Source organism: Roseovarius arcticus (genome assembly GCF_006125015.1).
Lineage (GTDB): Bacteria > Pseudomonadota > Alphaproteobacteria > Rhodobacterales > Rhodobacteraceae > Roseovarius > Roseovarius arcticus.
The window spans coordinates 4,001,102-4,024,922 of record NZ_SZZN01000001.1 but is presented as its reverse complement, the minus strand read 5'-3'; the positions used below and the strand labels follow the sequence as shown (position 1 = coordinate 4,024,922).

The 23,821-nt window shown below is 60.0% G+C and carries 21 protein-coding genes and 1 tRNA gene; 8 read left to right on the top strand and 14 right to left on the bottom strand.

Features of this window, described 5'->3' with window-relative positions:
- Positions 1 to 117 precede the first annotated feature (117 nt).
- Positions 118 to 1,218 carry a histidine kinase dimerization/phosphoacceptor domain -containing protein gene (locus MK6180000_RS19265; RefSeq protein ID WP_138936205.1) on the bottom strand — a complete coding sequence of 367 codons (1,101 nt, stop codon included), beginning with the start codon at positions 1,216 to 1,218 and terminating at the stop codon, positions 118 to 120.
- Between the two features lie 314 nt (positions 1,219 to 1,532).
- Between MK6180000_RS19265 and MK6180000_RS19260 the strand changes: the two genes are divergently transcribed.
- The gene (locus MK6180000_RS19260; RefSeq protein ID WP_138936204.1) at positions 1,533 to 2,024 is read left to right on the top strand and encodes an arsinothricin resistance N-acetyltransferase ArsN1 family B; all 492 of its coding nucleotides are present in this window, start codon (positions 1,533 to 1,535) and stop codon (positions 2,022 to 2,024) included.
- A gap of 211 nt (positions 2,025 to 2,235) precedes the next feature.
- On the opposite strand, the gene MK6180000_RS19255 is transcribed toward MK6180000_RS19260, so the two are convergent.
- From MK6180000_RS19255 to MK6180000_RS19220, 8 genes are all read right to left on the bottom strand, one after another.
- A complete protein-coding gene (locus MK6180000_RS19255) occupies positions 2,236 to 3,234 on the bottom strand; it encodes a F0F1 ATP synthase subunit B family protein (protein ID WP_138936203.1) in 999 nt (332 codons plus the stop codon).
- 327 nt (positions 3,235 to 3,561) lie between these two features.
- Positions 3,562 to 3,945 (bottom strand): response regulator, encoded by a 384-nt coding sequence (locus MK6180000_RS19250; protein ID WP_138936202.1) that lies wholly within the window; start codon positions 3,943 to 3,945, stop codon positions 3,562 to 3,564.
- Positions 3,946 to 3,987: 42 nt separating this feature from the next.
- Positions 3,988 to 5,448 carry a sensor histidine kinase gene (locus tag MK6180000_RS19245; protein ID WP_246040579.1) on the bottom strand — a complete coding sequence of 487 codons (1,461 nt, stop codon included), beginning with the start codon at positions 5,446 to 5,448 and terminating at the stop codon, positions 3,988 to 3,990.
- A complete protein-coding gene (locus MK6180000_RS19240) occupies positions 5,445 to 6,962 on the bottom strand; it encodes an ATPase domain-containing protein (RefSeq protein ID WP_138936201.1) in 1,518 nt (505 codons plus the stop codon). Before MK6180000_RS19240 ends, MK6180000_RS19245 begins: the two co-directional genes overlap by 4 nt.
- Positions 6,963 to 7,229: 267 nt before the next feature.
- A tRNA-Thr gene (locus MK6180000_RS19235) sits at positions 7,230 to 7,305 on the bottom strand.
- A gap of 58 nt (positions 7,306 to 7,363) precedes the next feature.
- Complete coding sequence (locus MK6180000_RS19230) at positions 7,364 to 8,848, bottom strand: heme biosynthesis protein HemY (RefSeq protein WP_138936200.1); 1,485 nt, start codon at positions 8,846 to 8,848, stop codon at positions 7,364 to 7,366.
- Between the two features lie 14 nt (positions 8,849 to 8,862).
- Entirely contained in the window at positions 8,863 to 10,284 is a 1,422-nt protein-coding gene (locus MK6180000_RS19225; protein ID WP_138936199.1) for a hypothetical protein, read from the bottom strand.
- 47 nt (positions 10,285 to 10,331) lie between these two features.
- Complete coding sequence (locus tag MK6180000_RS19220; RefSeq protein ID WP_171054697.1) at positions 10,332 to 11,063, bottom strand: uroporphyrinogen-III synthase; 732 nt, start codon at positions 11,061 to 11,063, stop codon at positions 10,332 to 10,334.
- Positions 11,064 to 11,161: 98 nt separating this feature from the next.
- On the opposite strand from MK6180000_RS19220, the gene tsaD reads away from it, so the two are divergent.
- The 4 genes from tsaD to MK6180000_RS19200 all read left to right on the top strand — a co-directional run bounded on the left by tsaD (position 11,162) and on the right by MK6180000_RS19200 (position 13,655).
- Positions 11,162 to 12,241, top strand: a complete 1,080-nt coding sequence (tsaD, locus tag MK6180000_RS19215) for a tRNA (adenosine(37)-N6)-threonylcarbamoyltransferase complex transferase subunit TsaD (protein ID WP_138936197.1) — start codon at positions 11,162 to 11,164, stop codon at positions 12,239 to 12,241.
- A gap of 61 nt (positions 12,242 to 12,302) precedes the next feature.
- Complete coding sequence (locus tag MK6180000_RS19210) at positions 12,303 to 12,572, top strand: YciI family protein (RefSeq protein WP_138936196.1); 270 nt, start codon at positions 12,303 to 12,305, stop codon at positions 12,570 to 12,572.
- Positions 12,573 to 12,576: 4 nt separating this feature from the next.
- Entirely contained in the window at positions 12,577 to 12,996 is a 420-nt protein-coding gene (locus tag MK6180000_RS19205) for an EVE domain-containing protein (RefSeq protein ID WP_138936195.1), read from the top strand.
- 134 nt (positions 12,997 to 13,130) lie between these two features.
- The gene (locus MK6180000_RS19200; RefSeq protein ID WP_138936194.1) at positions 13,131 to 13,655 is read left to right on the top strand and encodes a hypothetical protein; all 525 of its coding nucleotides are present in this window, start codon (positions 13,131 to 13,133) and stop codon (positions 13,653 to 13,655) included.
- A gap of 296 nt (positions 13,656 to 13,951) precedes the next feature.
- On the opposite strand, the gene MK6180000_RS19195 is transcribed toward MK6180000_RS19200, so the two are convergent.
- Both MK6180000_RS19195 and MK6180000_RS19190 read right to left on the bottom strand, forming a co-directional pair.
- Positions 13,952 to 14,449, bottom strand: coding sequence for a transglycosylase SLT domain-containing protein (locus MK6180000_RS19195; RefSeq protein ID WP_138936193.1), 498 nt, complete (start codon positions 14,447 to 14,449; stop codon positions 13,952 to 13,954).
- A 294-nt stretch (positions 14,450 to 14,743) separates the two neighbouring features.
- Positions 14,744 to 15,397: a peroxiredoxin gene (locus MK6180000_RS19190; protein ID WP_138936192.1), complete on the bottom strand. Its 654-nt coding sequence runs from the start codon at positions 15,395 to 15,397 to the stop codon at positions 14,744 to 14,746.
- A 178-nt stretch (positions 15,398 to 15,575) separates the two neighbouring features.
- Between MK6180000_RS19190 and MK6180000_RS19185 the strand changes: the two genes are divergently transcribed.
- Positions 15,576 to 17,021: an aldehyde dehydrogenase family protein gene (locus tag MK6180000_RS19185; protein WP_138936191.1), complete on the top strand. Its 1,446-nt coding sequence runs from the start codon at positions 15,576 to 15,578 to the stop codon at positions 17,019 to 17,021.
- Positions 17,022 to 17,118: 97 nt separating this feature from the next.
- Complete coding sequence (locus MK6180000_RS19180) at positions 17,119 to 18,177, top strand: serine/threonine protein kinase (protein ID WP_138936190.1); 1,059 nt, start codon at positions 17,119 to 17,121, stop codon at positions 18,175 to 18,177.
- Here MK6180000_RS19180 and MK6180000_RS19175 read toward each other — a convergent pair.
- Together MK6180000_RS19175 and MK6180000_RS19170 are read right to left on the bottom strand one after the other, a co-directional pair.
- The gene (locus MK6180000_RS19175) at positions 18,174 to 18,815 is read right to left on the bottom strand and encodes a pseudouridine synthase (RefSeq protein ID WP_138936189.1); all 642 of its coding nucleotides are present in this window, start codon (positions 18,813 to 18,815) and stop codon (positions 18,174 to 18,176) included. The two genes, MK6180000_RS19180 and MK6180000_RS19175, sit on opposite strands and share 4 nt — an antisense overlap.
- A 97-nt stretch (positions 18,816 to 18,912) precedes the next feature.
- On the bottom strand, positions 18,913 to 19,467 hold the full coding sequence (locus tag MK6180000_RS19170) for a YqgE/AlgH family protein (RefSeq protein WP_138936591.1): 555 nt from the start codon (positions 19,465 to 19,467) through the stop codon (positions 18,913 to 18,915).
- Between the two features lie 155 nt (positions 19,468 to 19,622).
- Between MK6180000_RS19170 and MK6180000_RS19165 the strand changes: the two genes are divergently transcribed.
- The gene (locus MK6180000_RS19165) at positions 19,623 to 20,435 is read left to right on the top strand and encodes a protein-disulfide reductase DsbD domain-containing protein (protein WP_138936188.1); all 813 of its coding nucleotides are present in this window, start codon (positions 19,623 to 19,625) and stop codon (positions 20,433 to 20,435) included.
- Here the strand turns inward: MK6180000_RS19165 and MK6180000_RS19160 are convergent.
- Entirely contained in the window at positions 20,413 to 23,820 is a 3,408-nt protein-coding gene (locus tag MK6180000_RS19160) for an efflux RND transporter permease subunit (RefSeq protein ID WP_138936187.1), read from the bottom strand. The genes MK6180000_RS19165 and MK6180000_RS19160 overlap by 23 nt on opposite strands.
- Position 23,821: the final 1 nt, after the last annotated feature.

Here is a 23,821-nt window from a genome sequence, read left to right as displayed (position 1 = left end):
GTCCAGACTATCCTCTCAGGCTTTTCAGTGAGACAGGCTTGGACGACTAAACGGACCTTCCGCCGCTGCCGAACAGCGTGAATGAAGCGAACTTTGATGCAGGGGGGAACTGCCAACTTAATGCTTGAACTTCACGGTCAGAACGGTGCCGCTCTGAGTCACCTCATATTCCAAATGACCGTCCAGCTGTGCCGCAGCAGAGGACATGAGAACCGCTCCGAGGCCGGTATCATCGCGACTTGACGTGGCGCCAACAGCTTGTTCTTGTCCTACCCCATCGTCCTGGCACGAGAGGGTCCAGCCCTCTCGGGCAGCACTCTGGACCAGCGAAATCTGCACCAGCCCCTGACGCGCGCCGGGAAACGCATGTTTCATTGAATTGGCCACAAATTCACTAACAATCATACCAATCGCAGAGGCTTTACGCGCATCAATCACGACATCTGCCGCACTTACGGTTATTCTGACATGCTCGGGAGCCACATCCTCCAATAATTGTACGACACGTTCGAGGTACGGCCTTGCGTCGACCAAGCCTTTCCCCCCGCTCCCCAACAACTCGCTGTGCAAAGACGCAACTGCGGAAATTCGCCTCTCTACCAATTCAAGAACGTCCAGCGCTTCGCGGTCTTTAATCCCGCGGGATGCAACGCGCATCACCGACGCGATTGTTTGCAGCGAGTTTTTGACACGGTGGTCCATCTCGCCTTTCAGCGCCTCTTCTTGCAGTAGCTTCTTGCGAAGCTCTAGTTGGGTCATAACCTGCCGCGACAAGGTTTTCAGAGCCTGCCTCTGAAATGCGCTTAGCGTTCGTGGTTTGGTGTCCAACACGCAAAGAGTGCCGATCGCCATGCCATTTGGCGCAATGAGATTGGCACCAGCGTAGAATCTAACATTCGGATCACCGGTATGGAGCGGATTGGATGACGTGCGGCTGTCCGATGACATATCCGCAACTTCCAGGAATTCGCCATGAAGAATGGCATGTGAACATACAGATTTTTCCAACGCGGTCTGGTGAGGTTCAAAACCAACCCGCGCCTTAAACCACTGCCTGTCATCGTCAACTAAGCTGATGAGTGATACTGGACATTCGCAGATCGCTGACGCCAATGCGACGATGTCGTCAAACTCAGCCTCATTCTGTGAATCCAAAACGTCGTAGGATTGAAGGGTCGCGATACGTAAGTCTTGTTTTGGGTGTTTGTCAGCTAGCAATCGGTATTACCTCAACGTCCATGTCTTTGTTTGATCAAAATTTGTCGCAGTCCTTGGCATAACGTCGGAACCTAGCTCAAACAGGGTACGGCTGGCGACAGAAAAAGCCGTCTTCTGTGACAAAATATAGTATCTGTATAAATGCCCCGATGGTACCTCTCGGTGTTTAGAGCGAGAGGTATGACTTGAAAACTCACGTTTTTCTTATTGTGCTGAGATTTCGCGGCAGGAATTGCTTCGGCGCTAAATGCCTACCAGCCAAGATCGTGCAACGGTGCATTGAAAGTTAGAGTGATCTTCGTCAGCATGGTTCAATGATACGATCAGTTTCTTTGAACGATGCAGCCGCGATCGCGGCGATTTACGGCCCGATTGTGAAAGGGTCGGTGATTTCGCTTGAGGATGATCCACCATCTGCGGTCGAGATCGCGCGCCGGATAGAAGCACTACTGCCAACGATGCCTTACCTTGTCGCCGAACGAGAGGGCGATGTGATTGGCTATGCGTATGCCAGTCGACACCGCGATAGATCAGGTTATCGGTTCGCAGTCGACGTGACAGTCTATGTCGACGAAACGGTGCGCCGGACGGGAACTGGTAGATTGCTTTATAAGCACTTGCTGGCAGAACTGCGCAAAAAGAAACTACATCGGGCTTATGCCGGGATCGCACTGCCTAATGTCGGTAGCGTGGGCTTGCATGAGGCAATGGGATTCCACCACATCGGTACGTATCACGAGGTTGGCTTCAAATTTGGCAAGTGGCATGACGTCGGCTGGTGGGAACGGGATTTAACGCGCGAGTAAGCTATTTGTTGGACTCGGTGAAATTTGTCGCATCTCCCGTAGAACGCGATAACTACATCGGTGATCGCGGGCGTTTGCAGCACGATGATCTCCCTGCCGAAGCAATAAGGCAAAGGCGCCGCCGGATAGAAAAAATCGCTCGTAGTATTTAGTCGCAGCTAAGCCCCGACCGCATGCGCAGACGGGGCTTAGTTAATTGAACTCGCTAAGATCAGCCGCCGTAGCGCAGACCAAAGAAGATGCGACCCTCGTCACGGTTACGGCCACCGTGGACGGCTCCGGCAAAGGCCGCGACACCTGCAATCAGAGCTGCAGCAGCCAATGCAAAGGCAGTTAAAATGCCCGCATTGCGCGCCACGCGAGCAGCCTCAACTGCTGTAGCTTTCGCGTCGTCAGTTAATTGCTGAGCTTCTGCCTGTGCTGTATCGATTGCGTCTGCTGCCTGCTGGCGGGCACTCTGCGCTTCTGCAATAATCTGATCGACGCGGTCCGACGCCTCTGCTGGGGTCAGATCAGTGCGCGCCGCGACCGCGCTGGCAAGGTATTCGCGGTCTTCGTCGCTGACCTCGCCTGTGCGGTAGACATTTGCAACAATACTGCCAGTCTGTTGAGCCAGCTCTGCAGGGTCAGCGGTAGTCGGATCAACCTCCGATGGGCGTAGCAGCTGGTTTGACAGATATTCTGTCGGATCGTCCTTGGCGGCGTCTGGGATAGCAGCGCCTGCAACATTCGCAACACCAGATGCCACACCGCCGACAGCGGTGCCAGCGGCCTGTACCACGGCGCCCGCGGCCTGACCGGCCCCCGCGGCAACCGTCCCGGCCGTATTGGCTGCAAAGCTCGCAACATTGGCGAGCAAAAACGCTGAGAGCATCGTACCAAGCCCCCACACGACCAGACCATTAATCCCATCGCGCGCAGTCACTTCATCGCGGCTGGCTGTTTCGACACGGCGACGCATACGCCCGGCGATGTATCCGCCCGCGAGGTAGGCGGCAATTAAGGTCAAAACCATCCATAGCGCGGTCAGGATGAGCTCAAACGTTGACGATTGATCCGTTCCGTCGAGCGTTATCGTTGACAGGCCCAGGGCGGCTCCGAATGTTGTCAGTAGAAGACCAATTGCGACAGCAATAACTGTTCCTGCAAAGATCGCGGGCCAATCGACATAAGATCCGTCGGTGGATGCATCTGGCTGCAATGTATTCATTTTTTTATCCTTTGAAATCGAAAATTCAGCCCAGGCCGATTAAGGACAATACTGCCATCACCACGACAACGAGACCTACGAGGTAAATAATTCCGCCCATTTGAATGCATCCCTTTTTTGTGCCGCCTGCAAATTGCGAGCGGCTCATCCATCAAACGTCAGCTAGGCGTTATTGTTCCACAAATGGGTACAGTTACATTTCACGGCGAATTTTTCGCGTGCCCATAGACACAATTCGAGAAGCAAACTATTGCGCGAAGCCAAATTTTCTAAGTGATGTGTCGCAAAAAATCGCTCCGACCGCACCGATGAAACGGGCGAGGTGCCTTACTTCAACTGGGTAGCAATTTCATGCAACGTCTCAGTGATATGGCTGGTCACGTAGGGCTTTGAGACGAATGACGACCCTTGTGGTAGGGCGCTCTCTCGCATTCCGACGGCGCCCGACACGATCAGTATTGCGACCGGGGGCCATCTGTCGCGCACATAGGCCGCAAGCTTCAGGCCGTCCATTGATCCTGGCATTTCAATGTCAGTAAACAGGATTTTGATATTGTCGTGGCGCTCCATCAGTTCGATGGCTGCGTCAGCAGATCCGGCCTCATATGCCGTGAAACCCGCGTCCTCAATAATGTCGACAACGTCCATCCGAATTAGTGTCTCATCCTCAACGACTAGAACAGCGGGCAGTAGCCTATTCTCAATTTTCATAACGACCCTTGTTCGCAGACCATCGCACTCGGATCTCTGCAGTCAAAGCGTCAGACCACTCAGCGGTGCATTAAGTTTGAATTTCAAACCCTTGCAGTCGTAGATGAGTTCCGCCGTTCCGTTAAAATAGCCAGCCAACGCCTGTTCAATCATGCGGCTGCCGAATCCACGCCGGGTCGGCATCTCGACGGGTGGGCCGTTACTTTCGCTCCAGGTGAACTGAAAAATGCGCTCATCGCCGCCCGCCTCGGCGCACCAGGCCACCCGCACCTTTCCATCTTCGACCGACAGCGCGCCATACTTGCTGGCGTTGGTCGAAAGTTCATGCAGCGCCATCGTCAGGGCAAGCGCCTGTTTGGAGCCGATCGGCAGATCTGGCCCCTCAATGGAAAAACGCCCCTCACCCGTGCGGTGCGGGGCCAAAGCTGCCTCGACAACTTCGCAAATGCGCGTCTCTGTCCAAGCGGCCCTGATGAGGCGATCATGCGCCTGTGCCATCATGCTGATCCGGGACTGGATCGAGGCCTGAGCATCGCTCAGGTTATCTGCCTGCCGCAAAGTCTGGGAGACCATCACGTTCACCATGGCCAGCGTATTTTTTACACGGTGGTTCATCTCGCCTAGCATCAGTTGGCGCTGCTCTTCCGCCATCTTGATTTGATGGATATCCGTGCAACTGCCATACCAGCGCAGGATTGTTCCATCTGGGTCACGCATAGGCTGCGCGCGCCCCAAGACCCAGCGGTAGCTGCCTGACCGGTGCCGCAACCGATATTCGACCTCGTAGACATCGCCAGTCAGTAGGCTGTGTCGCCAAAGGGCCCATGCCTTCTCCTGATCGTCGGGATGGAACATGCCATTCCATGCCTCGCCATCAGTCGAGCCCTGCGGAACGCCGGTAAACTCATACCAGCGTTGATTATAATAATCGTGATAACCATCAGGCAGTGTACACCAAATCATCTGGTCTACAGAATCTGAAATCGCGCGAAATTTTACTTCGCTCTCGTAGAGTTGAAGCTCGCGAAGCTGCAATTCTTCCAATTGCTTCCGCGCCTCGTGCTGACGCCCTCTCGCCTTGAGTGCTGACCTCACCGCCCGTACCAACTCCTCAGCGTGGAGCGGCCGTGACAGCAAAACCACATTGCCGAGCGCATCAATCTGTTGCGCCGCGCGGTCGCTCCGGCCTTTAACCGCGCCGTTTGCCAGAACGATGAATGGCACGTCTGACCATGTCGGTTGCGTTTCGAGTGCACTTTTGAGCGCTTCGGTCCCGAGCCCACTCAGCGCCTCTTCCGTTATCAGGACGGCGCCGATTTGATTTACGACAAGCTCCGCCAAGTCCCCGAGACTGGCGACCAAGATCGGAGCGATATTGTCTACTTCCAGTAACTGCCCCGCGACGGATGCATCACGTCCGCGAGGCGCAAGCACAGCAACCGAGGATGCGATGTTCGGTAATAGGTCACTGTCCCGGGCGGGCTGGGCCAGCCGTACGATCACTCGTTCTTGGCCTTGTCGCCAGTTTCGAGAGAAAGCAGATTGTCGTTTTTCGGTGTATAGACCGGAGACCCCGAAAGAATGCCCGAGAAGCTACGGATCGGCGCGCCGATCGACATGCCGTTGCCATCAATGCTGAACTCCCGAATGCTGCGCTCATGATCGGACGTTCGCGTTTTTATGACAGCGATGGACTTACGGACCTGTCCTTCTGCCTCGAAAAACCGCAGCATCATCACTGTATCGGCCAGATAGCTGATATCGATATCCGACCTGAGATCACCGGTCACGCCGTGCTGGCCAAGGATCATCAGCGAAACAACGCCCTGTTGGGCAAGATAGCTCAAAAGCTCGTGCATCTGCAGCACGAGGAAATTGTCGCTGGGCATAGCTTGGAGGTATGCGTTCAGGCTGTCGATCACAACGATGCTCACTTCGTCCTCTTCCACCGCACTCCGGACCGCGCTTGCGAATTGCCCCGGCGACAACTCTGCCGGATCAATCTGCCGGATTTCTAGCAGGCCATTATCAATAAAAGGCTGCAAATCCATGTCGAGAGCTTTCGACCGGATCATCAGCGTAGCCAAGCGCTCATCAAACAAGAAGTACGCCGCCTTCTGACCGCGCCTCAATGCAGCTATCATACAGCGCACCGCAGTCGTCGTCTTGCCAACACCAGCGGGCCCTGCCAGCAGAGCGTTGGTGCCCGGGAAAAGGCCGTCACCCAGAAGTGCATCCAGTTCAGCCAGACCGGTCGTCACAGGCTCGCTGGAAAAGCTACGATGGTGCTCCGCAGCGATCAGGCGGGGATAAACGCAGATGCCGCCCCGCTCAATCGTGAAGTCGTGGTAACCACCGTAGTACTTCAGCCCTCGCATCTTGATCACGCGCAGGCGTCGACGCTCCGATCCGAAATCGTTCGCCAAATGCTCTAGAGAGATGACACCATGCGCGATAGAATGCAGCTGCAGATCACCCGGTTCGGCTGTTCTGTCGTCAAGCATCAGGACGGTACATTTTCGACGCGCGAAGAAGTGTTTGAGTGCAAGTATCTGCCGACGATAACGAAGTGGATTCTGCGCCAAGAGCCGCAATTCAGAAAGGCTGTCGAGAACGACACGGGCCGGATTGGTTCTTTCGACTAGCTCAATGATTCCGCGTACTGTTTCGCCCAGTTCAACCTCGCTCGGATGCAGCAAGGACTGCTCGTTATCGGAGTTAAACTCATCTTCTGCTACCATCTCAAACAAGTCGATGCCGTCCAGCGTCCAGCCATGGGACTGTGCCACGGCAGTCAATTCATCGACTGTTTCAGATAACGTTATGTAGATCCCCCGATCTCGCGCTTTGCGACCCTCCATCAAGAACTTAAGTGCGAGAGTAGTCTTTCCGGATCCCGGCGTGCCTTCGACGAGGTAGAGCCGCTGAGGCGTCACGCCGCCCTGCAGGACATCATCCAACCCACGCGTTCCCGTCGTGAGCCTAGGCTGTCGGTCAGTTCTGACATCATCTTTCATGTTCGAGTTCCCGGAATCAAACCTTCGCTAAGCATCTAGTGCGACAGGGTATTTCTTATACTTACGTCAATTTATTACATAACATCAGTGGTTAGCAAATCGCTTATTGCGTGAGATTTGGATAAGGTTCCCCAAATCGTGTCCTGCCATACAGACTCGGACATCAGGCATAATCAACTAGACGGTCCCGCAATGGTTCCACCTTATCGACCAGCAGATGGGGCCGCGATGACATGCGACCTTTGTACGTTACCTGCATGTGGAACTTGGTGCCGCTGATAGGACTCGAACCTACGACCCCATCATTACGAATGACGTGCTCTACCAGCTGAGCTACAGCGGCCCATGGTCGGTGCCTTGGGTGGCGGAACTATAGAGTCACGTATGCCGAGACGAAAAGGCTATTTTTCAGCTGGTGTAACCTCGTCCGGGGTGACGGGTGCATCCGGTGTCTCGGGAACGATTTCGGCGTCAACCACGCGCACTACATCTTGCGCGCTTACGCCGTCCATGTCGCCCATGATCAGCGGCAACATCTCGATGCCAGTGGGCGAAATGACGTCGTTCAGCGGCGGGGACTTCCATTCCAGTGTGTCGAAGGCGCCGCAATTCTCGCAGGCGGGTGCCCAATCACCGTGGATATGCTGGCAATTATTGCAGATCCATTGCGGGCCGCGCGGCGCAGCCAGTGCGCGGGCCAGCCAGCCCTTGACCACACGGTCGGGGGCGCCCTCACCGCGCTCGATCGCTGCCATGATTGTCAGAACGCGGGCATCTGGATCCTTCTCCACCTGATCGCCCAAGGCGCGGCGCGCGGCAGGGAAATCCTCGGCGGCAAGGTTTAGCTCTGCCTCGACCAGCTTTGACTCGCGGTGATCCGGGCGCGCCGTGATCAACTTGCCGAACCGCTTGAGGCGTTGCTGCGGCGTTTCATCGGGGGCAATGGCAGCAAATGCAGCGGCCAGATCGGGATGTGGTTGCTGGTCCCACGCTTTGCGGATCACACGGGCGGCGTAGCGCGGCGCGCCTTGCGCGATGTAGCTGCGCGCAGCCATGACGGCGGCGGGGATCAGATGGGGCGACAGGCGGTTCGCTTCGATTGACGCTTCGCGTGCCTCAACAGTTTTGCCTTCTACGGCAATGTCGCGTGCCTCTGACAAGGCCAATACAGCGTCACGTCGCTTGTGAACGTCGCGTGGGATATTGCCGTGCTTCAGCTTGGCGCCCAGCGTTTCGCGCGCGCCAGACCAGTCCTCTTTTCCGGTCTGCAAGCGCAGCAGGGTGTCCTGAATTTCAGGGTGCGCAGGCTTGAGGCCAAATGCCGTCTGCGCTAATTTCAGCGCCGTCTCGGTATCGCCGTCCGCCAGCTTTTGCCGCAGAATTCCGCGCACGCCGACAAAACGGGTGCGGTCGTCCTTGAGCAGGCGTTTATACACCTCCTCAGCCTTGGTGCGGTTGCCCTGCATTTCGGCAGCTTGTGCGGTAACAAGGTTCGTCAGCGCGGGTTTGCGCAGGTAACGCTCGGCCTTGGCCGCGCGGGCCATCGCCACGTCGCCCTCGCCCGAGGCCAGCGCCATCATCCCCTCAGACAGGGCGCGGTAGCCCTTTTCTTGGCGATTGCGGTCAAAATAGCGCGATATTGCCGTCTCGTCCCCGTTAATGAACTTGAGCACCGCGATCAGCAGAGCCGCCAATTTCATCAGTAGCCACAGACCCAGTATCAGGATGGCCAAAGCCATTACGGCCTTGAGCGGGGTCAGGTTCAACTCGACCCCCGCCATGACGATACGCACGCCTCCGTCCAGATCCAGCAGGTAGGACGCGCCAAAGGTGACCATCACGACGAGGGCCAGAAAAACGACGATCTTTATGATTGACCACAGCATTGGGGCGGGCCCTTTCAATTCAGTTTCGCGGCAAGCGCGTCATGGGCGGCGACCGCCTGCATCCGGGCGCGCACGTCGGCGGCCCATTCGGCCAGTGCAGCCTTGGCAAGTTCGGGTAGCGCGTCGATTTCGGTCAGAGCGCTTTGCAGATTGCCCTGCCTTACGTCATCCTCGGCGCGCGACAGTACGGCATCCACGCCCGGCCCCTCGCGCCGCTCAAGCGAGCGTGCGCCAAGCTGGTCCGACATAAACGACCAAAAGCCTGCATCCTCGCCGCCCTCGCCAGATTTGCGGACGGTTGCCAGCGCTGCACGTGCGGCGGGGGCGAAACTCTCTTGCAGGTCCGCTTGGGTCGGCGCGCCGGCCTCGGCCACCTCCTGCAATGCGTCTGGGGCCGACATTCCTGCCCGCTCCAGATCGCCCAGCGCCGGGGCGAACGCAGAACCGGTGTCCAAAGCGGTACCGATGCGCGTCAGCGCGGCAAGGCGCAAGGCCTGCTGAGCCGATGCCAGCGCAGCTTCCTTTCGCTGAGCTTCCTCGTTCACCAATGCGTCTAGCCGGGCCGCTTGCTCTTCGACGGCACCGCGCAATGAGGTCAGCTGTCCAGACGATACACCGGTGCTACCAGATGCTGGCTGCGCCTCGATGCTATCAATGCGGGCAGCCAGCGCTGTCAATTGCTCGGCCTGCTCAGAAATTTGGGCCTCCAAGGCTTGTTGGCCCGCCTCCAGACCGCTCAGGTCAGGGGCATCGGCCGCGCCGGGGGTGTTCGCGATTTGCTGGTCCAGCGCATCAAGGCGCTGCGTCTGTTCGTCTAGTCGCGCGGCAACGCTGTCATCAGTAGCGGCCGCAGGGGCATTCAGGCCCAGCTGCGGCAGGATGTAATATGCCGCACCGAACCCGATTGCAGCAGCGCAGACACCCCCCAGCAACATCGGCAAGAAGCCACCGCGCCGCTGAGGTGCGGGTGAGTGGGCTTGGGTCGATTGTGATGCGGGTGGATAAGTCGTGGCGGGCTTAACAGGCTCTGTCTTCGCTGGATCAGGCTTGGCTGCTTGAGCGTCGGGCTGCGCCTTGGCAGTCGACGTTTTCGGCACCGACGAGGTGGTAATTGGCGCCGTATCGCTTGCAGGCTTGGCAGGTCCACCCGTAGCTGCTGGCGCGCTGGATTTCTGCGGCGGCGTGGCTGGATCAGGCTTTATACTCGCCTCTTGGCTGCCGACGGCGCTTTTTTTCGGCGGCGCGGCGACCGAGGGCGTTTTAACAGAGGCCGACTTTGCAGAGGCGGATTTAGCGGACGTCGTTTTGGATCCTTTAGGTTTCGCGCCAGTTGCACGTCCCTTGGCGCTAACCTTACCCGAAGCCGAACTTTTGGTATCGTCGCCGCTGCCGGTTTCGGCACTTTTGCCTGCTCCGGCCCCACTTTTATCCGCCACGTCGATAGCCCCCTTCGAATCTTGCCTGATTGATCAGAATTATAACCTTACTCTGCGCGTATCGTTCCCTCAAGGCGATAGGCCGCCGACAGCGCCTGGGGCCACGCGCGCAACATGGCCGCCATATCGGGATGGTCTGCGATGATTACCTCGCGCGCGGCACCCTCGGGAATGCACGTGGCGGCCGCATCGCTGATCGCCAAAACCACGACAGGAGCGGTTGTCGGCACGTCATTGAACAGTGCCGCCGCACTACGCGGCGAGAACACTGGCGCAATCACAGGCGCATCCCCCATAAGGCAGGCGCGAGCGGCATCCGTGAGCGGCGCGGACCTCTGCGAGTAGAGGATTGCCTCGTCTGTCTTGATCCCGGCGGCCGTTAGCACTCCGGCAATATCAGCTGCCGTGTGCGCGCCGCGCAGGTGCAGCATGGGGCCGCGTGCACCATCTGCGATGATACGCGCGACCAAATCGCGCGCGTCGCCGCCACAGGATATAGCCTCCATCCCCGCACGGCGCGCCTCATCGGCGGTGGCGTCGCCGACGGCATAGACGGGGATATCGCGCCGCGCACTGGCACCCGCAAAATAGCGCACGCCATTGCGAGAGGTAAAGATCAGCCAACGATAAGCGCCAAGGTCCGGCACGGTGCCAAGCGCCCCGATTTGCAACGCAGGCGACAGGATCGTCGGCAGATCGCCCCCCGGCAGCGTGCGCAAGGTTGCGGCGAATTCGGCGCCATAAGGCTCGGGTCGCGTAATAAGGATGACCGGGGGCAACGCATGGCTCCGCAGTTGTGAGGTGGCTCGCCAAATGATACGCGGGCGGCGGCACGCACGCAACGGGCGGACGCCGCGCAAGGCAATGAGCGGAGCTGATGAGCGACACCCTGACCATCCTCGGACTGGAAAGCAGCTGCGACGATACCGCTGCTGCAATCCTGCGCGTGGGGGCTACCGCCGAAATACTTGCCCAGACGGTACAAGGCCAAGGGCAGTTGCACGCAGCCTTCGGCGGCGTAGTGCCAGAAATCGCTGCGCGCGCTCATGCCGAGAAGCTGGACCTGTGCGTGGCCGAAGTGCTGCGCGCCTCGGGCCTGAAATTACGGGATATGGACGCTATCGCAGTGACCGCCGGGCCCGGCCTGATCGGCGGCGTCATGTCCGGCGTCATGTGCGCGAAGGGGCTGGCAGCTGGCGCAAACCTGCCTCTGATCGGGGTTAATCACCTGGCCGGTCATGCGCTTACGCCGCGCCTGACCGATAACGTGGCCTACCCTTACCTTATGCTGCTGGTGTCGGGCGGGCATTGCCAGTTTCTGCGCGTCGACGGCCCGCAGGACTATACACGCCTAGGCGGCACCATTGACGATGCCCCGGGCGAGGCGTTTGACAAGACGGCGCGCCTGCTAGGCTTGCCCCAGCCCGGCGGCCCTGCAGTGGAGGCAGAGGCGGCCTTGGGCGATCCAGCGCGATACGCCTTTCCGCGCCCGATGTTGGACCGGCCCGGCTGTGATATGTCGTTCTCGGGGCTAAAGACGGCCCTGCTGCGCACTCGCGATACTATAGTTGCCGCGCAAGGTGGGCTAAGGGTTCAGGACCGCCGCGACCTCTGCGCTGGGTTTCAGGCCGCGATGCGCGATGTGCTGGCAGAAAAGGCGCGCCGCGCGCTGGCCGCCTGCCCTGATCTGCGCGTGATTGCCGTCGCGGGCGGAGTTGCCGCAAATCAGGCGATCCGAGGCGCACTGATGCACGTCGCAGCTGAGGCAGGCGCGCAGTTCGTCGCGCCGCCGCTGGCGCTGTGCACCGATAACGCCGCGATGATTGCCTATGCCGGCGCCGAGTTGTTCCGCGCGGGCCATAGAGACGATATGACCCTTGCCGCGCGGCCCCGCTGGCCGCTGGACAGCACCGCGCCCGCGATGCTGGGATCGGGCCGCAAGGGCGCCAAAGCGTAAATTGCGCGCACCGTCGCGGCGCGCTAGGCTAAGTGTAAATGCCTCACAAGGAGCTACACCAATGTTGATCGCCCTCATCGCCCGCGACAAACCCGGCGCGTTGCAAATCCGCGTTGATACACGCGACGCACATGTTGCCTATCTGAAATCGTCAGGCGCCGTGTCGCAGGCCGGCCCGCTGCTGGATGCGCAAGGACAGATGTTCGGATCGCTCGTCATTCTAGAGGTGGAGGACATGGAAGCCGCCGAGGCGTGGGCGGCAAATGATCCCTACCTTCATGCGGGTCTTTTTGAGCATGTCGAACTTGTCCCTTGGAAGAAGGTGATCTGACCTCATGCAATACTGGCTGTTCAAATCCGAGCCGTCCGCCTGGGGCTGGTCCGATCAGGTCGCACGCGGCGACGCGGGCGAGCAGTGGGACGGCGTGCGCAACTATCAGGCCCGCAATATCATGCGCCAGATGGCCGTCGGCGATCGCGGATTTTTCTACCACAGCCAAAAAGAGCGCGCGATCGTCGGCGTGGTCGAGGTGTGCGCGGCCATCCATCCAGATACCACCTCCAGCGACCCCCGATGGGAATGTGTCGATATTCGCGCCCTCATGCCTGTGCTCCGCCCCGTCACGCTGGACAGCATAAAGGCCGATCCGCGTCTGGCGGACATGGCGCTGGTTCGGCAGGCGCGCTTATCGGTGCAGCCGGTCACGCCTGCGGCATGGGATATCATCTGCGAAATGGCAGGCGTCGACGCCTGAATAACATCCGCCCAATCCGACCATAATGGAACTATCAGCGCTGCGAGAAGTTTCTTGTGGGAAGCAGCAAGGCAATTTCGCTTTTGCGGCCCTTGTGGGCGGCATAGGCCGCTTCCAAAATAAGGAGATACATAGTGAATAAATTGTACCCAGCCATCGGCGCGATTGCGCTTGCCTTCGCCACACCCTTGGCCGCGGCGACAGATGACGTGCTGCCAACAAAAGGCGACGAAATTACGAAATTCCGCGACGCAGGCTCATGGACGATCCGCGCGAACGAAACACGCGGCTCCTGCTTTGCCTCATACAAGGCCGAGTCTGGCGCCATTGTTCAGTTCGGCTTTACCAAAGACGAGAGCGTTGGCTATCTCGGCCTGTTTTCGCAAAATGTTATGGTAAACGAAGAAGAGCAAGCCGTTGCATTTCTCGCCAACGGTAATCTTTATTCCGGCGTAGCGACTGGTGTCGGCGCCAGCATTGAAGACAACTACGAGGGCGGCTACGTGCTGGTCAACAACCCCGATTTCGTCAGGGATATTGAGGCTGGCCAAGAGTTGGTCGTGTTTCCCGAAACGCCCGAGACATATGTTGTCGACATGTCCGGTGCATCCGCTGCGGTTTACGAAGTGCGCAAGTGCACAGCTGAAATCGATAGCTGAAACTAGATTGGCGCGCGACGTCGCAGCGCTATAACTAAGTGTCAGAGGCCCCCTTCTGCGGGGCCTTTTTCACGCGATGCGCTTAGATGGCGCCGACTATATGCAGTCTGAAATAAAAACGGGGGGTCCCGGCGCTTGCCGAAACCCCCCGCCACCCCACGCGCTCCCAAGCACCACACGTGTATTCTGGAAAAAGGTTCCGGCCGTCCTGGCCCGATGAATTGACACTAGCCAATCCTGCGCGTCATTGCAAAACGCAAGTAGCGCAAATTTGGCTTAAACCATGCGAAACAACGTCAGCCGCAATGCTTGGCGATTTCGCGTGTCTGTAGCTCGGTCTCAACTAGCAGGCAGCGATTGCGCGCCTCGTAGTAGTACCCGCGCGCGTACCACATCACCGCTTTGTCGATATCGCCGTCCGAAACCAACCATGCGCCGCGCAAATACTTGACCGCGAAATGCAGGTTTGTGTCGGCGTCCAGCAGATCGCTGTTCTTTCCTGCAAATCCCATGCCTCGCGCTGTCGCGGGCAGGATTTGCATCATTCCAAAATAGGGGCCGTTGCGCGCCTTGGGGCGATAATCACTCTCACGCTGGATGACTTTGTGCACCAGCGGGCGGGGCACCTGATAGTGATCTGCATACTTGTTCACCAGTTCGCGAATTTCGGGCGTCTCGCCCGGATATAGCCGCGTGGTAGAGCTGGTGGATACCGTCGGCGTAGCCTTGGGCGGTGTGCTTGCGCAGGCGGCGGTAAGGCCGAGCGAGGCGACGAGAACGGCGCGCAGAAGCATGATGCAGGGTATCTCCAAAGGACTTTACGCGGCGGTTAGGCCCCATAGTGCCCTTTCAGGCAAGCAGCTTGGTTTTTCCCTTGGCGGGATTTCGCCCGTTCGAGGCACCTATGCGCGGACTGCCGCGCAAAACTGCCGTTGGGTCAGTTTTGGCTTGGCGGCGCAAATGATCGTCCCCGGAGTGTGTGTGAGCACCGTGGTCGGCGGCCCCACATCTGGCGCCAACGAATTGATGCTGAACGACAAAAGGCCCCGACGCCACATCGGGGCCTCTGTTCATTTAGCTGCTAAGGTCTAGCCCTTGAGTTTGGCCATCCTCAGGTACGGCAGGACCGTCTTGAACTCACCGAATTTGTCCTTGGCGTCGGCATCGTTCAGCGCCGTTGGAATCACCACGTCCTCGCCCACTTGCCAGTCGGCCGGGGTCGCGACGCCGTTCTTGGCCGCTGTCTGCAAACCATCCAGTGCGCGCAGGACCTCGGCAAAGTTGCGGCCCACGTTCATCGGGTACGTCATCGACAGCTTCAGCTTTTTGTCGGGTCCGATAATGAACACTGCGCGCACGGTCGCGCTGTCATTCGGAGTGCGGCCATCGGGCATGTATGCCTCGGCGGGCAGCATGTCGAATGCCTTGGACACTTCCAGACCCTCATCTGCAATGATCGGGAAACCGGCATTCGTGCCGGCGACTTTCTCAATATCGCCTTTCCACCTCTTGTGATCCTCGACGCCGTCGACCGACACGCCGATCACCTTCGTGCCGCGTTTTTTCCACTCATCCGCTAACCGTGCAACGGCGCCGAATTCTGTGGTGCAGACCGGCGTAAAGTCCTTGGGGTGAGAAAACAGGATCGCCCAGTTATCACCGATGAAATCGTGAAACTTGATCGTGCCTTGGTCGGTCTCGGCGGTGAAATCAGGAACGGTATCGTTGATACGCAGTGCCATGGTTGCTGTCCTTTCATGCAGGTGGAAATTGCCCTTCAACGCACAAGATAAGGCCCCCTAGATTGAAATGCACCCCCCTTGCCATGTTGCCCACCTTGCAGGAGCCAGATGCGGGGTCTATGTCTGACAGCAGCGCGCCAGGCATCCCGGCCGGCGCAAGATTCAAGGGAGATACGACATGATCGAGAAGCGTCAGTTTTATATCAATGGCAACTGGTCCGACCCGGCAACCCCTAGCGATTACCAAGTGATTGACCCCTCGACAGAAGAGCCATGCGCCGTCATCAGCTTGGGCGGTCAGGCCGACACTAACGCCGCCGTGGACGCCGCCAAGGCCGCATTTCCGGAGTGGATGAAGACAACTCCCGCACAGCGCATCGCGTTGGTCGAGAAGCTGCAAAAAGTCTATGATGCCCGCGCCGAGGATATGGCACAGGCCATCAGCCTTGAGATGGGCGCGCCCATTGATCTGGCGCGGCAGCAGCAGGCCGCAGCAGGATCGGGCCATATCGCCGCCTTTATCGCGGCCGCGAAAAAATATGAGTTTGAGCACCCGCATGACCCCAACACCCCCGGCAGCTATATCCGCAATGAGCCGATCGGCGTTACCGCGTTGATCACGCCGTGGAACTGGCCGATGAATCAGGTCACGCTCAAAGTGATCGCCGCTGCCGTCGCGGGCTGCACCATGGTGCTGAAGCCCAGCGAGGAATCGCCCCTGTCGGCGATGGTGTTCGGCGAGATGATGGACGAAGCAGGCTTCCCGCCCGGCGTCTTTAACCTGGTCAATGGCGACGGCGCTGGCGTCGGCACACAGCTAACCGAGCATCCGGACGTCGACATGGTTAGCTTCACCGGCTCATCCCGCGCAGGCAAGCTGATCTCAAAGGCGGCCGCCGATTCGCTGAAACGCGTCAGCCTTGAGCTGGGCGGCAAAGGTGCAAACCTGATCTTTGCCGATGCCGACGATGATGCCGTCAAGCGCGGCGTGCTCCATTGCATGAATAACTCGGGCCAGTCCTGCAACGCGCCGACCCGCATGATCGTGCAACGCGAGGTCTATGACAGAGCAGTGGAAACTGCGACCAAGGTTGCCGAGTCAATCAAGGTCGGACCTGCCAGCGAAGAAGGCGACCACATCGGCCCCGTCGTCAACAAGGTTCAGTTCGACAAGATTCAGGACCTGATCCAGAAGGGTATTGATGAGGGCGCGCGCCTCGTCGCGGGCGGCACTGGACGTCCTGATGGCCTGAACCGCGGCTTTTATGTCAAACCGACGATCTTTGCGGACGTGAACAACAACATGATCGTCGCCCGCGAAGAGATTTTTGGCCCGGTCCTTTCGATTATCCCCTTCGACACCGAGGAAGACGGCATTTCTATCGCCAACAACACGCCCTACGGCCTGACTGACTACCTTCAGACCCAAGATCCGGCACGTGCCGCCCGCGTCGCACGCGCGCTGCGCGCCGGCATGGTCGAGGTAAATGGCAAGAGCCGCGGCGCCGGCGCACCCTTTGGCGGGATGAAGCAGTCCGGGAACGGCCGCGAAGGCGGTGCATGGGGCATTGAGGACTTCATCGAGGTGAAGTCTGTGTCTGGCTACGACCCAGCCGCCGCCTGATCTGCGTATGTGAACAGCATTGGGCCGGAGCGATCTGGCCCAATCGCCTCCTGCACAGGTCTGGGCCTGCGCATAAAAACCGTCTAGGACAGACCCCATGAGCCTGCCAGACATCTCCTCAGACATCATTGCCCGCGCCGCGTTCGTGCCAAAGACCGTGCACAAGCGCGACATCTTCTCCGAGACGATATCGGGCGATTTAGAGGGCGTCCCCGATTTCCCTGTCGTGCTGCGCAAGCTGGACACCGTGCCGTGGTACGCGCGCCCCATCGCATGGGCGCTGGCCCGCAAGGAAATACGCGGCCTGCGCGCTGTCGAGGGCATCACCGGCTGCCCGGCGCTCGTGCGGGTCGACAAAACCGGTCTGCTGCGCAGCTGGACCCAAGGCACACCGCTACAACTGGCCAAACCGGACCACATCGAATGGTACCGCGACGCCCGCCGCCTCCTGCGCGAGATGCGCCGTGCAGGCGTCACGCATAACGATATCGCCAAGCCGCAGAACTGGCTGATGACGCCGGATGGCCGCGCCGCCGTGATCGACTTTCAGTTGGCGTCGGTTCACCGCAGACGCGGACGCCTTTTTCGCACCATGGCGCGCGAGGATCTGCGCCACCTGCTGAAACAAAAACGCGCCTATGCGCCCGACCTGCTGACTCCGTCCGAACGCAACATGCTGGCGCAAAAGGCCCTGCCGTCGCTTATCTGGATGGCAACAGGCAAGCGCGTGTATAATTTCATCACGCGCCGCCTGATGAACTGGTCCGACGGCGAAGGCACTGAGGACCGTATTGAACGCGATGGACCAGCCCTGACAGCGGCGCTGATGGCGCACCCGGACGTGAGCGGCGTGGCGCTGGCGACCTACGCGCTACCTGCGAAGGGTGTTGGCCTTTATGCATTTGTGGAAACCACCCTCGATACCGCGCAGCTGACCGCCCTCGCACCGCAGCCACGCCCTGAGGCGATCCAACCGGTGCGCGCCTTGCCCCGCCGCGCCGATGGCACCCCCCGCCTCGACGCGCTGGAGCTGGTCGCCGCCAATCGACTGGATGAGTTGGCCCAACTGCAAGAGGGCGAGCCTGAGTTGGCCGATGCGCTGAAACCCATCATCGCCTCCCGCCTCAACCTGACCGACCGCGTGCTGCGCCCTTAAAACGGCGCCTTCACGCGAAACGACATGCCTCGTCTGCTTTCGGGATGGTTGATGCGCAACTCTTCGGCGTGCAGCATCATCCGGGCAAAACCATCGCCCGCCGTATATAGCGGATCGCCCAGTATGGGATGGCCCAGCGCCAGCAAATGCACACGCAGCTGATGGGTGCGCCCGGTCCGGGGCCGCAGCCGTACACGGCTTTCATCTTCGCCCACTTTTATGACGCGGTACTCTGTCAACGACGGCTTGCCCGTCTCATGACACACCATTTGGCGCGGCCGGTTTGGCCAGTCCACGATCAGCGGCAGGTCAATTTCGCCCGCCTTGCCGACCATCCGGCCTGCCACACGGGCGATATAACTTTTGCGCGCACGCCGCTCCTCGAACTGCATCGACAGGAAACGCTGCGCATGCGGCGTCAGCGCGAATACCATTACACCCGATGTGTCCCGATCCAGCCGGTGCACCAATAGTGCCGTTGGAAAGGCTGCCTGCACGCGGCTGAGCAAGCAGTCGGCCATATGCGCGCCTTTGCCCGGAACCGATAGCAGGCCGGCAGGCTTTTCCACGGCCATCATTTCGTGATCGGCGTGAAGCACGTTTAGCGGCGTCATGGGCGGATCATAGGGTGTCTGCATAGCGCCCGCTCTATAGCGCGCCGCCCCCGGCGTCCAGCGGACGCGGTAGTGCGGTATCGCGGCAAAGAGTACTCATCGCCAAAGGCGATCCGCGCCCTCAGGCTGTACCGTATTCGGATGACAGCGCCAGCGGGCTGATCCCCAGACTGCCCAGCGCCTCACCCCACTTGGCCTCATTTGCGGTGCCAAAAATCAACTTTTCGGTCGCCTCTGCAATGAGCCAGCCGTTCTGCGTGATCTCGTCTTCCAACTGGTCCGGCCCCCAGCCGGCATAGCCCAGCGCGATAAGCGCAGCGGCTGGCCCTTCGCCGGCTGCCATATCCTCTAGAATGTCCAGCGTCGCGGTCATCGAAAACCGCGCATCGACCTTTAGCGTCGATATAGACGACGTGTAACCGGGATCATGCAGAACAAATCCGCGGCCCGATTCTACGGGACCTCCGAAATGGATGGGCAGACGGCGCGCGTTCAACGCTGCATCAATATCCAACTGCTCCAGCAGGTCACTTAACTTCAGATCGTCCGCCACCTTATTTATAACAAGGCCCATAGCGCCCTCGTCCGAATGCGCACAAACAAAGATCACCGATTGGTCGAAGCGCGGATCCTGCATACCCGGCATCGCGATAAGCAGGCGGCCGGTCAGGTCCATGTTCGTCAGGGTATCGGTATCGGAGTCGTGGTCCATGGCCCCAACAATGGCCACTCGCCAATAGCTTTGCAAGTGCACCGCGTCGGCGGATATCAGCGGCCCTATGACCCGATTGTGAATTGGCATTCGCAGCCCCATGGCGCAAAGGTTGAAGTATGAGATATATCGCATCCCGCCTTTTGGCCGCCGCCCTCTGCCTTGCGCCGCTGCCCGGCTTTTCGCAATCTATGGACGCCGTCACCTCTGCGCGCGTTCTGCCCGGCTGGCGCATGTCCGACGGCACCCACATGGCCGCGCTGGAGTTGCGTCTCGCGCCGGGGTGGAAGACATACTGGCGCGCGCCCGGCGATATCGGCATCCCGCCGCGCTTTGACTGGCGCGGCTCGCGTAACCTGAGCGGCGTCGAGGTGGAATGGCCCACGCCAGAGCCTATGGATCAGGGCGGCATGATCGCCATCGGCTATCACGATACGGTTGTTCTGCCGCTGCACGTGTTGGCGCAACAGGGCACGCGTGACATCACGCTGGACGGAACTGTCGATATCGGTGTCTGTCGCGACGTGTGCATCCCAATGACGCTCAGCCTCGCCGCCGATCTGCCCGCCGCCGCCACTCAGCGCGACGCGCGTATCATTGCGGCATTGGCCGACCGGCCCTTAACTGCAGCCGAGGCTGGCGTTCAGGGGCTGCGCTGTACCATCACGCCGGCGGCAAAGGGCGGTCTGCAGGTGCGCGCCGAACTGTCACTGCCCAGCGCGGGCGGCACTGAAATGGCAGTGATCGAGGCCAGTGATCCGAACATCTGGGTCGCGCGCCCTCGTATCGCGCGGCAGGGTGATACGTTTGTCGCTGAGACGCGAATGGCCCATGTCGAGGGGCGGCCTTTTGCGCTGGATCGCTCCGGCATCCGCCTGACCGTCCTTAGTGCCGGCCGCGCGGTAGATATCAAGGGCTGCCCCGGCGGCTAGGTCTGTGCAGCGCCTGCGCGATGGCGAGTGACGCATAGAGCACCAGCACCAGCGCAGCCGCACCCATCAGAAACGCCAGCAAACCGCCTACGACCGGGTCCATACCTGCCGTCATCGGCATCAGAGCGGTAACAAATCCGGGCAATGCCCCCGCCCACATCGCGGCACCCATCGTCGCCGTAAACCATACCCCTATCGCCGCGACGCCGCCCAGCATCGCGCGCCGCACGCTGCCGGTGCGAAACCGCAGACCCCGGCGCAGCGCAGCCATCTGGCGCGCCACGTCGTGCTGAACCGCCATTAGCGCGGGCACGACGAGCAGTACCAACACCATGCCAAAGCCAAGGCCATAGACCAGCGTGATCACCGTCGGTTTCAGAAATTGCGCCTGCTGGCTGCGCTCAAAGAGAAGCGGGGTCAGGCCCAGCACGGTCGTCAGTGTCGTTAGCATCACCGGGCGCAGCCGATCTGCTGCACCGTCGATGATGGACGGGATCAGGCCGCGCGTCTCAGCATATTCGTCGATGGTCGTCACCAGCACGATAGAATCGTTAATGATGATGCCGGTCATGCCCAGCAGGCCGACGACCGTGAACATGCTCATCGGTACGTCCCACACGTGATGGCCATATATAGTGCCGACCAGACCAAAAGGGATGATCGCCATGACCACCACTGGCCGGGTCCAACTGCCGAACACCAGTGACAGCACCAGATAGATACCCACCAGCGTCAGCATCAGGCCCAACAGCGCATCATTCAGAAAATCGTTCTCCTGCTCAGCGAGGCCGGACATACGCCAGTCGACCTGCAACTCGGATCCGATGCGCGGCAAGATATCGGTGCTCAGCAAGTTCTGAATTTCGGACGCGCGGGCCGGATCATCTTCGGATATCTCGCCTGTTACGCTAATCAGGCGCACGCCATTCTCGCGTCGCACGGTGGAGAATCCGTCGCGCCGCTCGGCCGATACAATATCGGCCAATGGCACATACGCGCCGCCGGGTGTGCGCAGTTGCGTCCGCTCCAGAAAGTCGGCGGTCAGGCTACCTTCGGGCAATTCGACGCGAACTTCGGCGCTGCGCGGCCCTACTGGATAGGTCGCCGCCTCGATCCCGTTCAGCCGCGCGCGCAATTCGCGCCCCAGCGTGTCAATGCCAAAGCCGAGGGCGGCGCCCTGCGGGGTCAGGTCCAGCACCAATTCTTCTTTGTCATAGGCCAGATCGTCCTCGACGCCTGAGATCTCGGGAAAGGCCAGCAGCGCCTCCTTTAGTGCCTGGGACGCCGCCTTGAGCGTGGGTGCATCAGCGCCATAGAACTGCACGTCCAGCGCATCCCCGCCCGGCCCGCTGCGCCAACCTCGAAAGCTGACCGTTTCAGCCAGCGGGTGCTGCACGATCCTCTCCTGCAGGGCCGCCGCAAACGCAAAGCTGCTATAAGGGCGCAGGTCGGCCTCTATCAATTCAATGGAAATGGCGCCCAGTTGGTCCGGCTCCTTCGTGTCGGTCCCGGTCAGACCACGGCCAGCGTTGCCGCCGATTTCGGCGATGACGTAATCCAGCGGATTGCGCCCATGTTCTGCCTCGTATTCCGCGGCCAGTTCCTGCGCTGCGCGCTGCATTTCGCGCAACATCTCTAGCGAATCTGCGCGCGTGGCGCTGGGGGCCATGGCGAAATTCCCGGTAACACTTCCCCGCTCAGGCGCGTTAAAGAACCGCCATGTGACGTCCCCCTGCACAAAGAGAGCGACCTGACTGGCGAGGATCAAAACAGCGCCGGCAAGCACGGGATACCGCAACCAGATCACGCCTGCCATCAGCGGGCGAAAGATCGCCTCGCGCATCCATTCAAAGCCGCGATTGACCGTCCGCGAGGGCGCATCATACCAATGCGCGCGATTTGAGGCGCTAAGCGCGTGGCTCATGTGGTGCGGCAGGATCAAGAAGCACTCAATAAGGGAGGCCGTCAGCACCACAATCACGGTAAAGGGAATATCGGCGATCAGATCGCCAAAGCGGCCCGCGATGGCCGTCAGCCCGGCAAACGCAATGATCGTCGTCGCCGTCGCGGAAAACACCGGCATCGCCATACGCCGGGCGGCATTTTCGGCGGCCACGACAGGCGATTCGCCCAAACTCCGCACGCGGGCATCTGCATGCTCCCCCACAACGATGGCGTCGTCCACGACGATGCCCAGCGTGATGATCAGCGCGAATAGCGAGATCATGTTGATCGTAATTCCCGCCGCATACATCAGCGCGACAGCTGCCAGCAGCGCCACCGGGATACCAGCCGCCACCCAAAACGCCGTGCGCGCGTTCAGGAACAAAAACAGCAGCGCCACGACCAGCATCAGGCCGGTGGCCGCGTTGTCCAGCAGCGTCGTTAGCCGGCCTGAGATTTGCTCGGACCGGGTGCGGATCAGATCGACGTTGACACCCTCGGGCAGGGTCCGCGCCATATCCCGCGCAACCTGCTCCACCGTTTTTTGGATACCGATGGCATCGCCCCCTTCGGAGCGGTCTACGCGCACGGAAATGGCCGGGTTTTCCCCGACAAAATACGCCCGCTCGCGCGCCGCGCCCAAAACGCGCAGTTGCGCGATGTCGCCAACCGTCAGGCGCGTCAGGTCCGGGCCGTCGCGCAGTATGATAGCGGCGATCTGGTCGGGGTCACGTTTTTCTTGCCCGGTTCGCACGCGGGTCGCGGCGCCATCTACATCCCCCGCCGGATCGGCGTCGACCTCTGCGGCGATGGCGGCGGCGATTTCCGTCAGAGTGATATCATGCGCCATCAGTTGCACGCCCGGCACCTCGACGATGATCTGCGGCGCCGCAACACCGCGCAGAGACGTACGTGTGACCCCTTCGGCGAATAGGCGCGTGACCAGCTCGTCGGCATAAAGCGCCAGTTGGTCGACGCCCACAGGGCCGGTAATCACTACGTCCGTCACCCTGTCGTACCAAGTGCCGCGCCGCACCTCGGGCTTCTCGGCGGCGTCCGGCAGGGTGGTGATGGCATCGACGGCGGCCTGCACATCGGTGGCGGCACGCGACATGTCCCAGCCGGGCTGAAACTCAATGAAAATAGTGCCCCAACTCTCGACACTGGAGCCTCGGGTGCTCTCCACGCCCTCAATTGCCAGCATTTCAGGCTCTAGCACCTGAATGATCGCGGCGTCGATATCGCTTGCCCCGGCGCCGTCCCATTCGACCGAGATGATGACTTCCTGGATCACGACGTCGGGAAAGAATTGCGCACGCATGTTCGGTATCGCCGCGAGGCCGAGAACGACCATTACGACCATCACCAGATTGGCCGCTGTGCGGTGGCGCGTGAACCATGACAGAATTCCGCCTGGCCCTTGCCGGATCGCGCGGGCCATC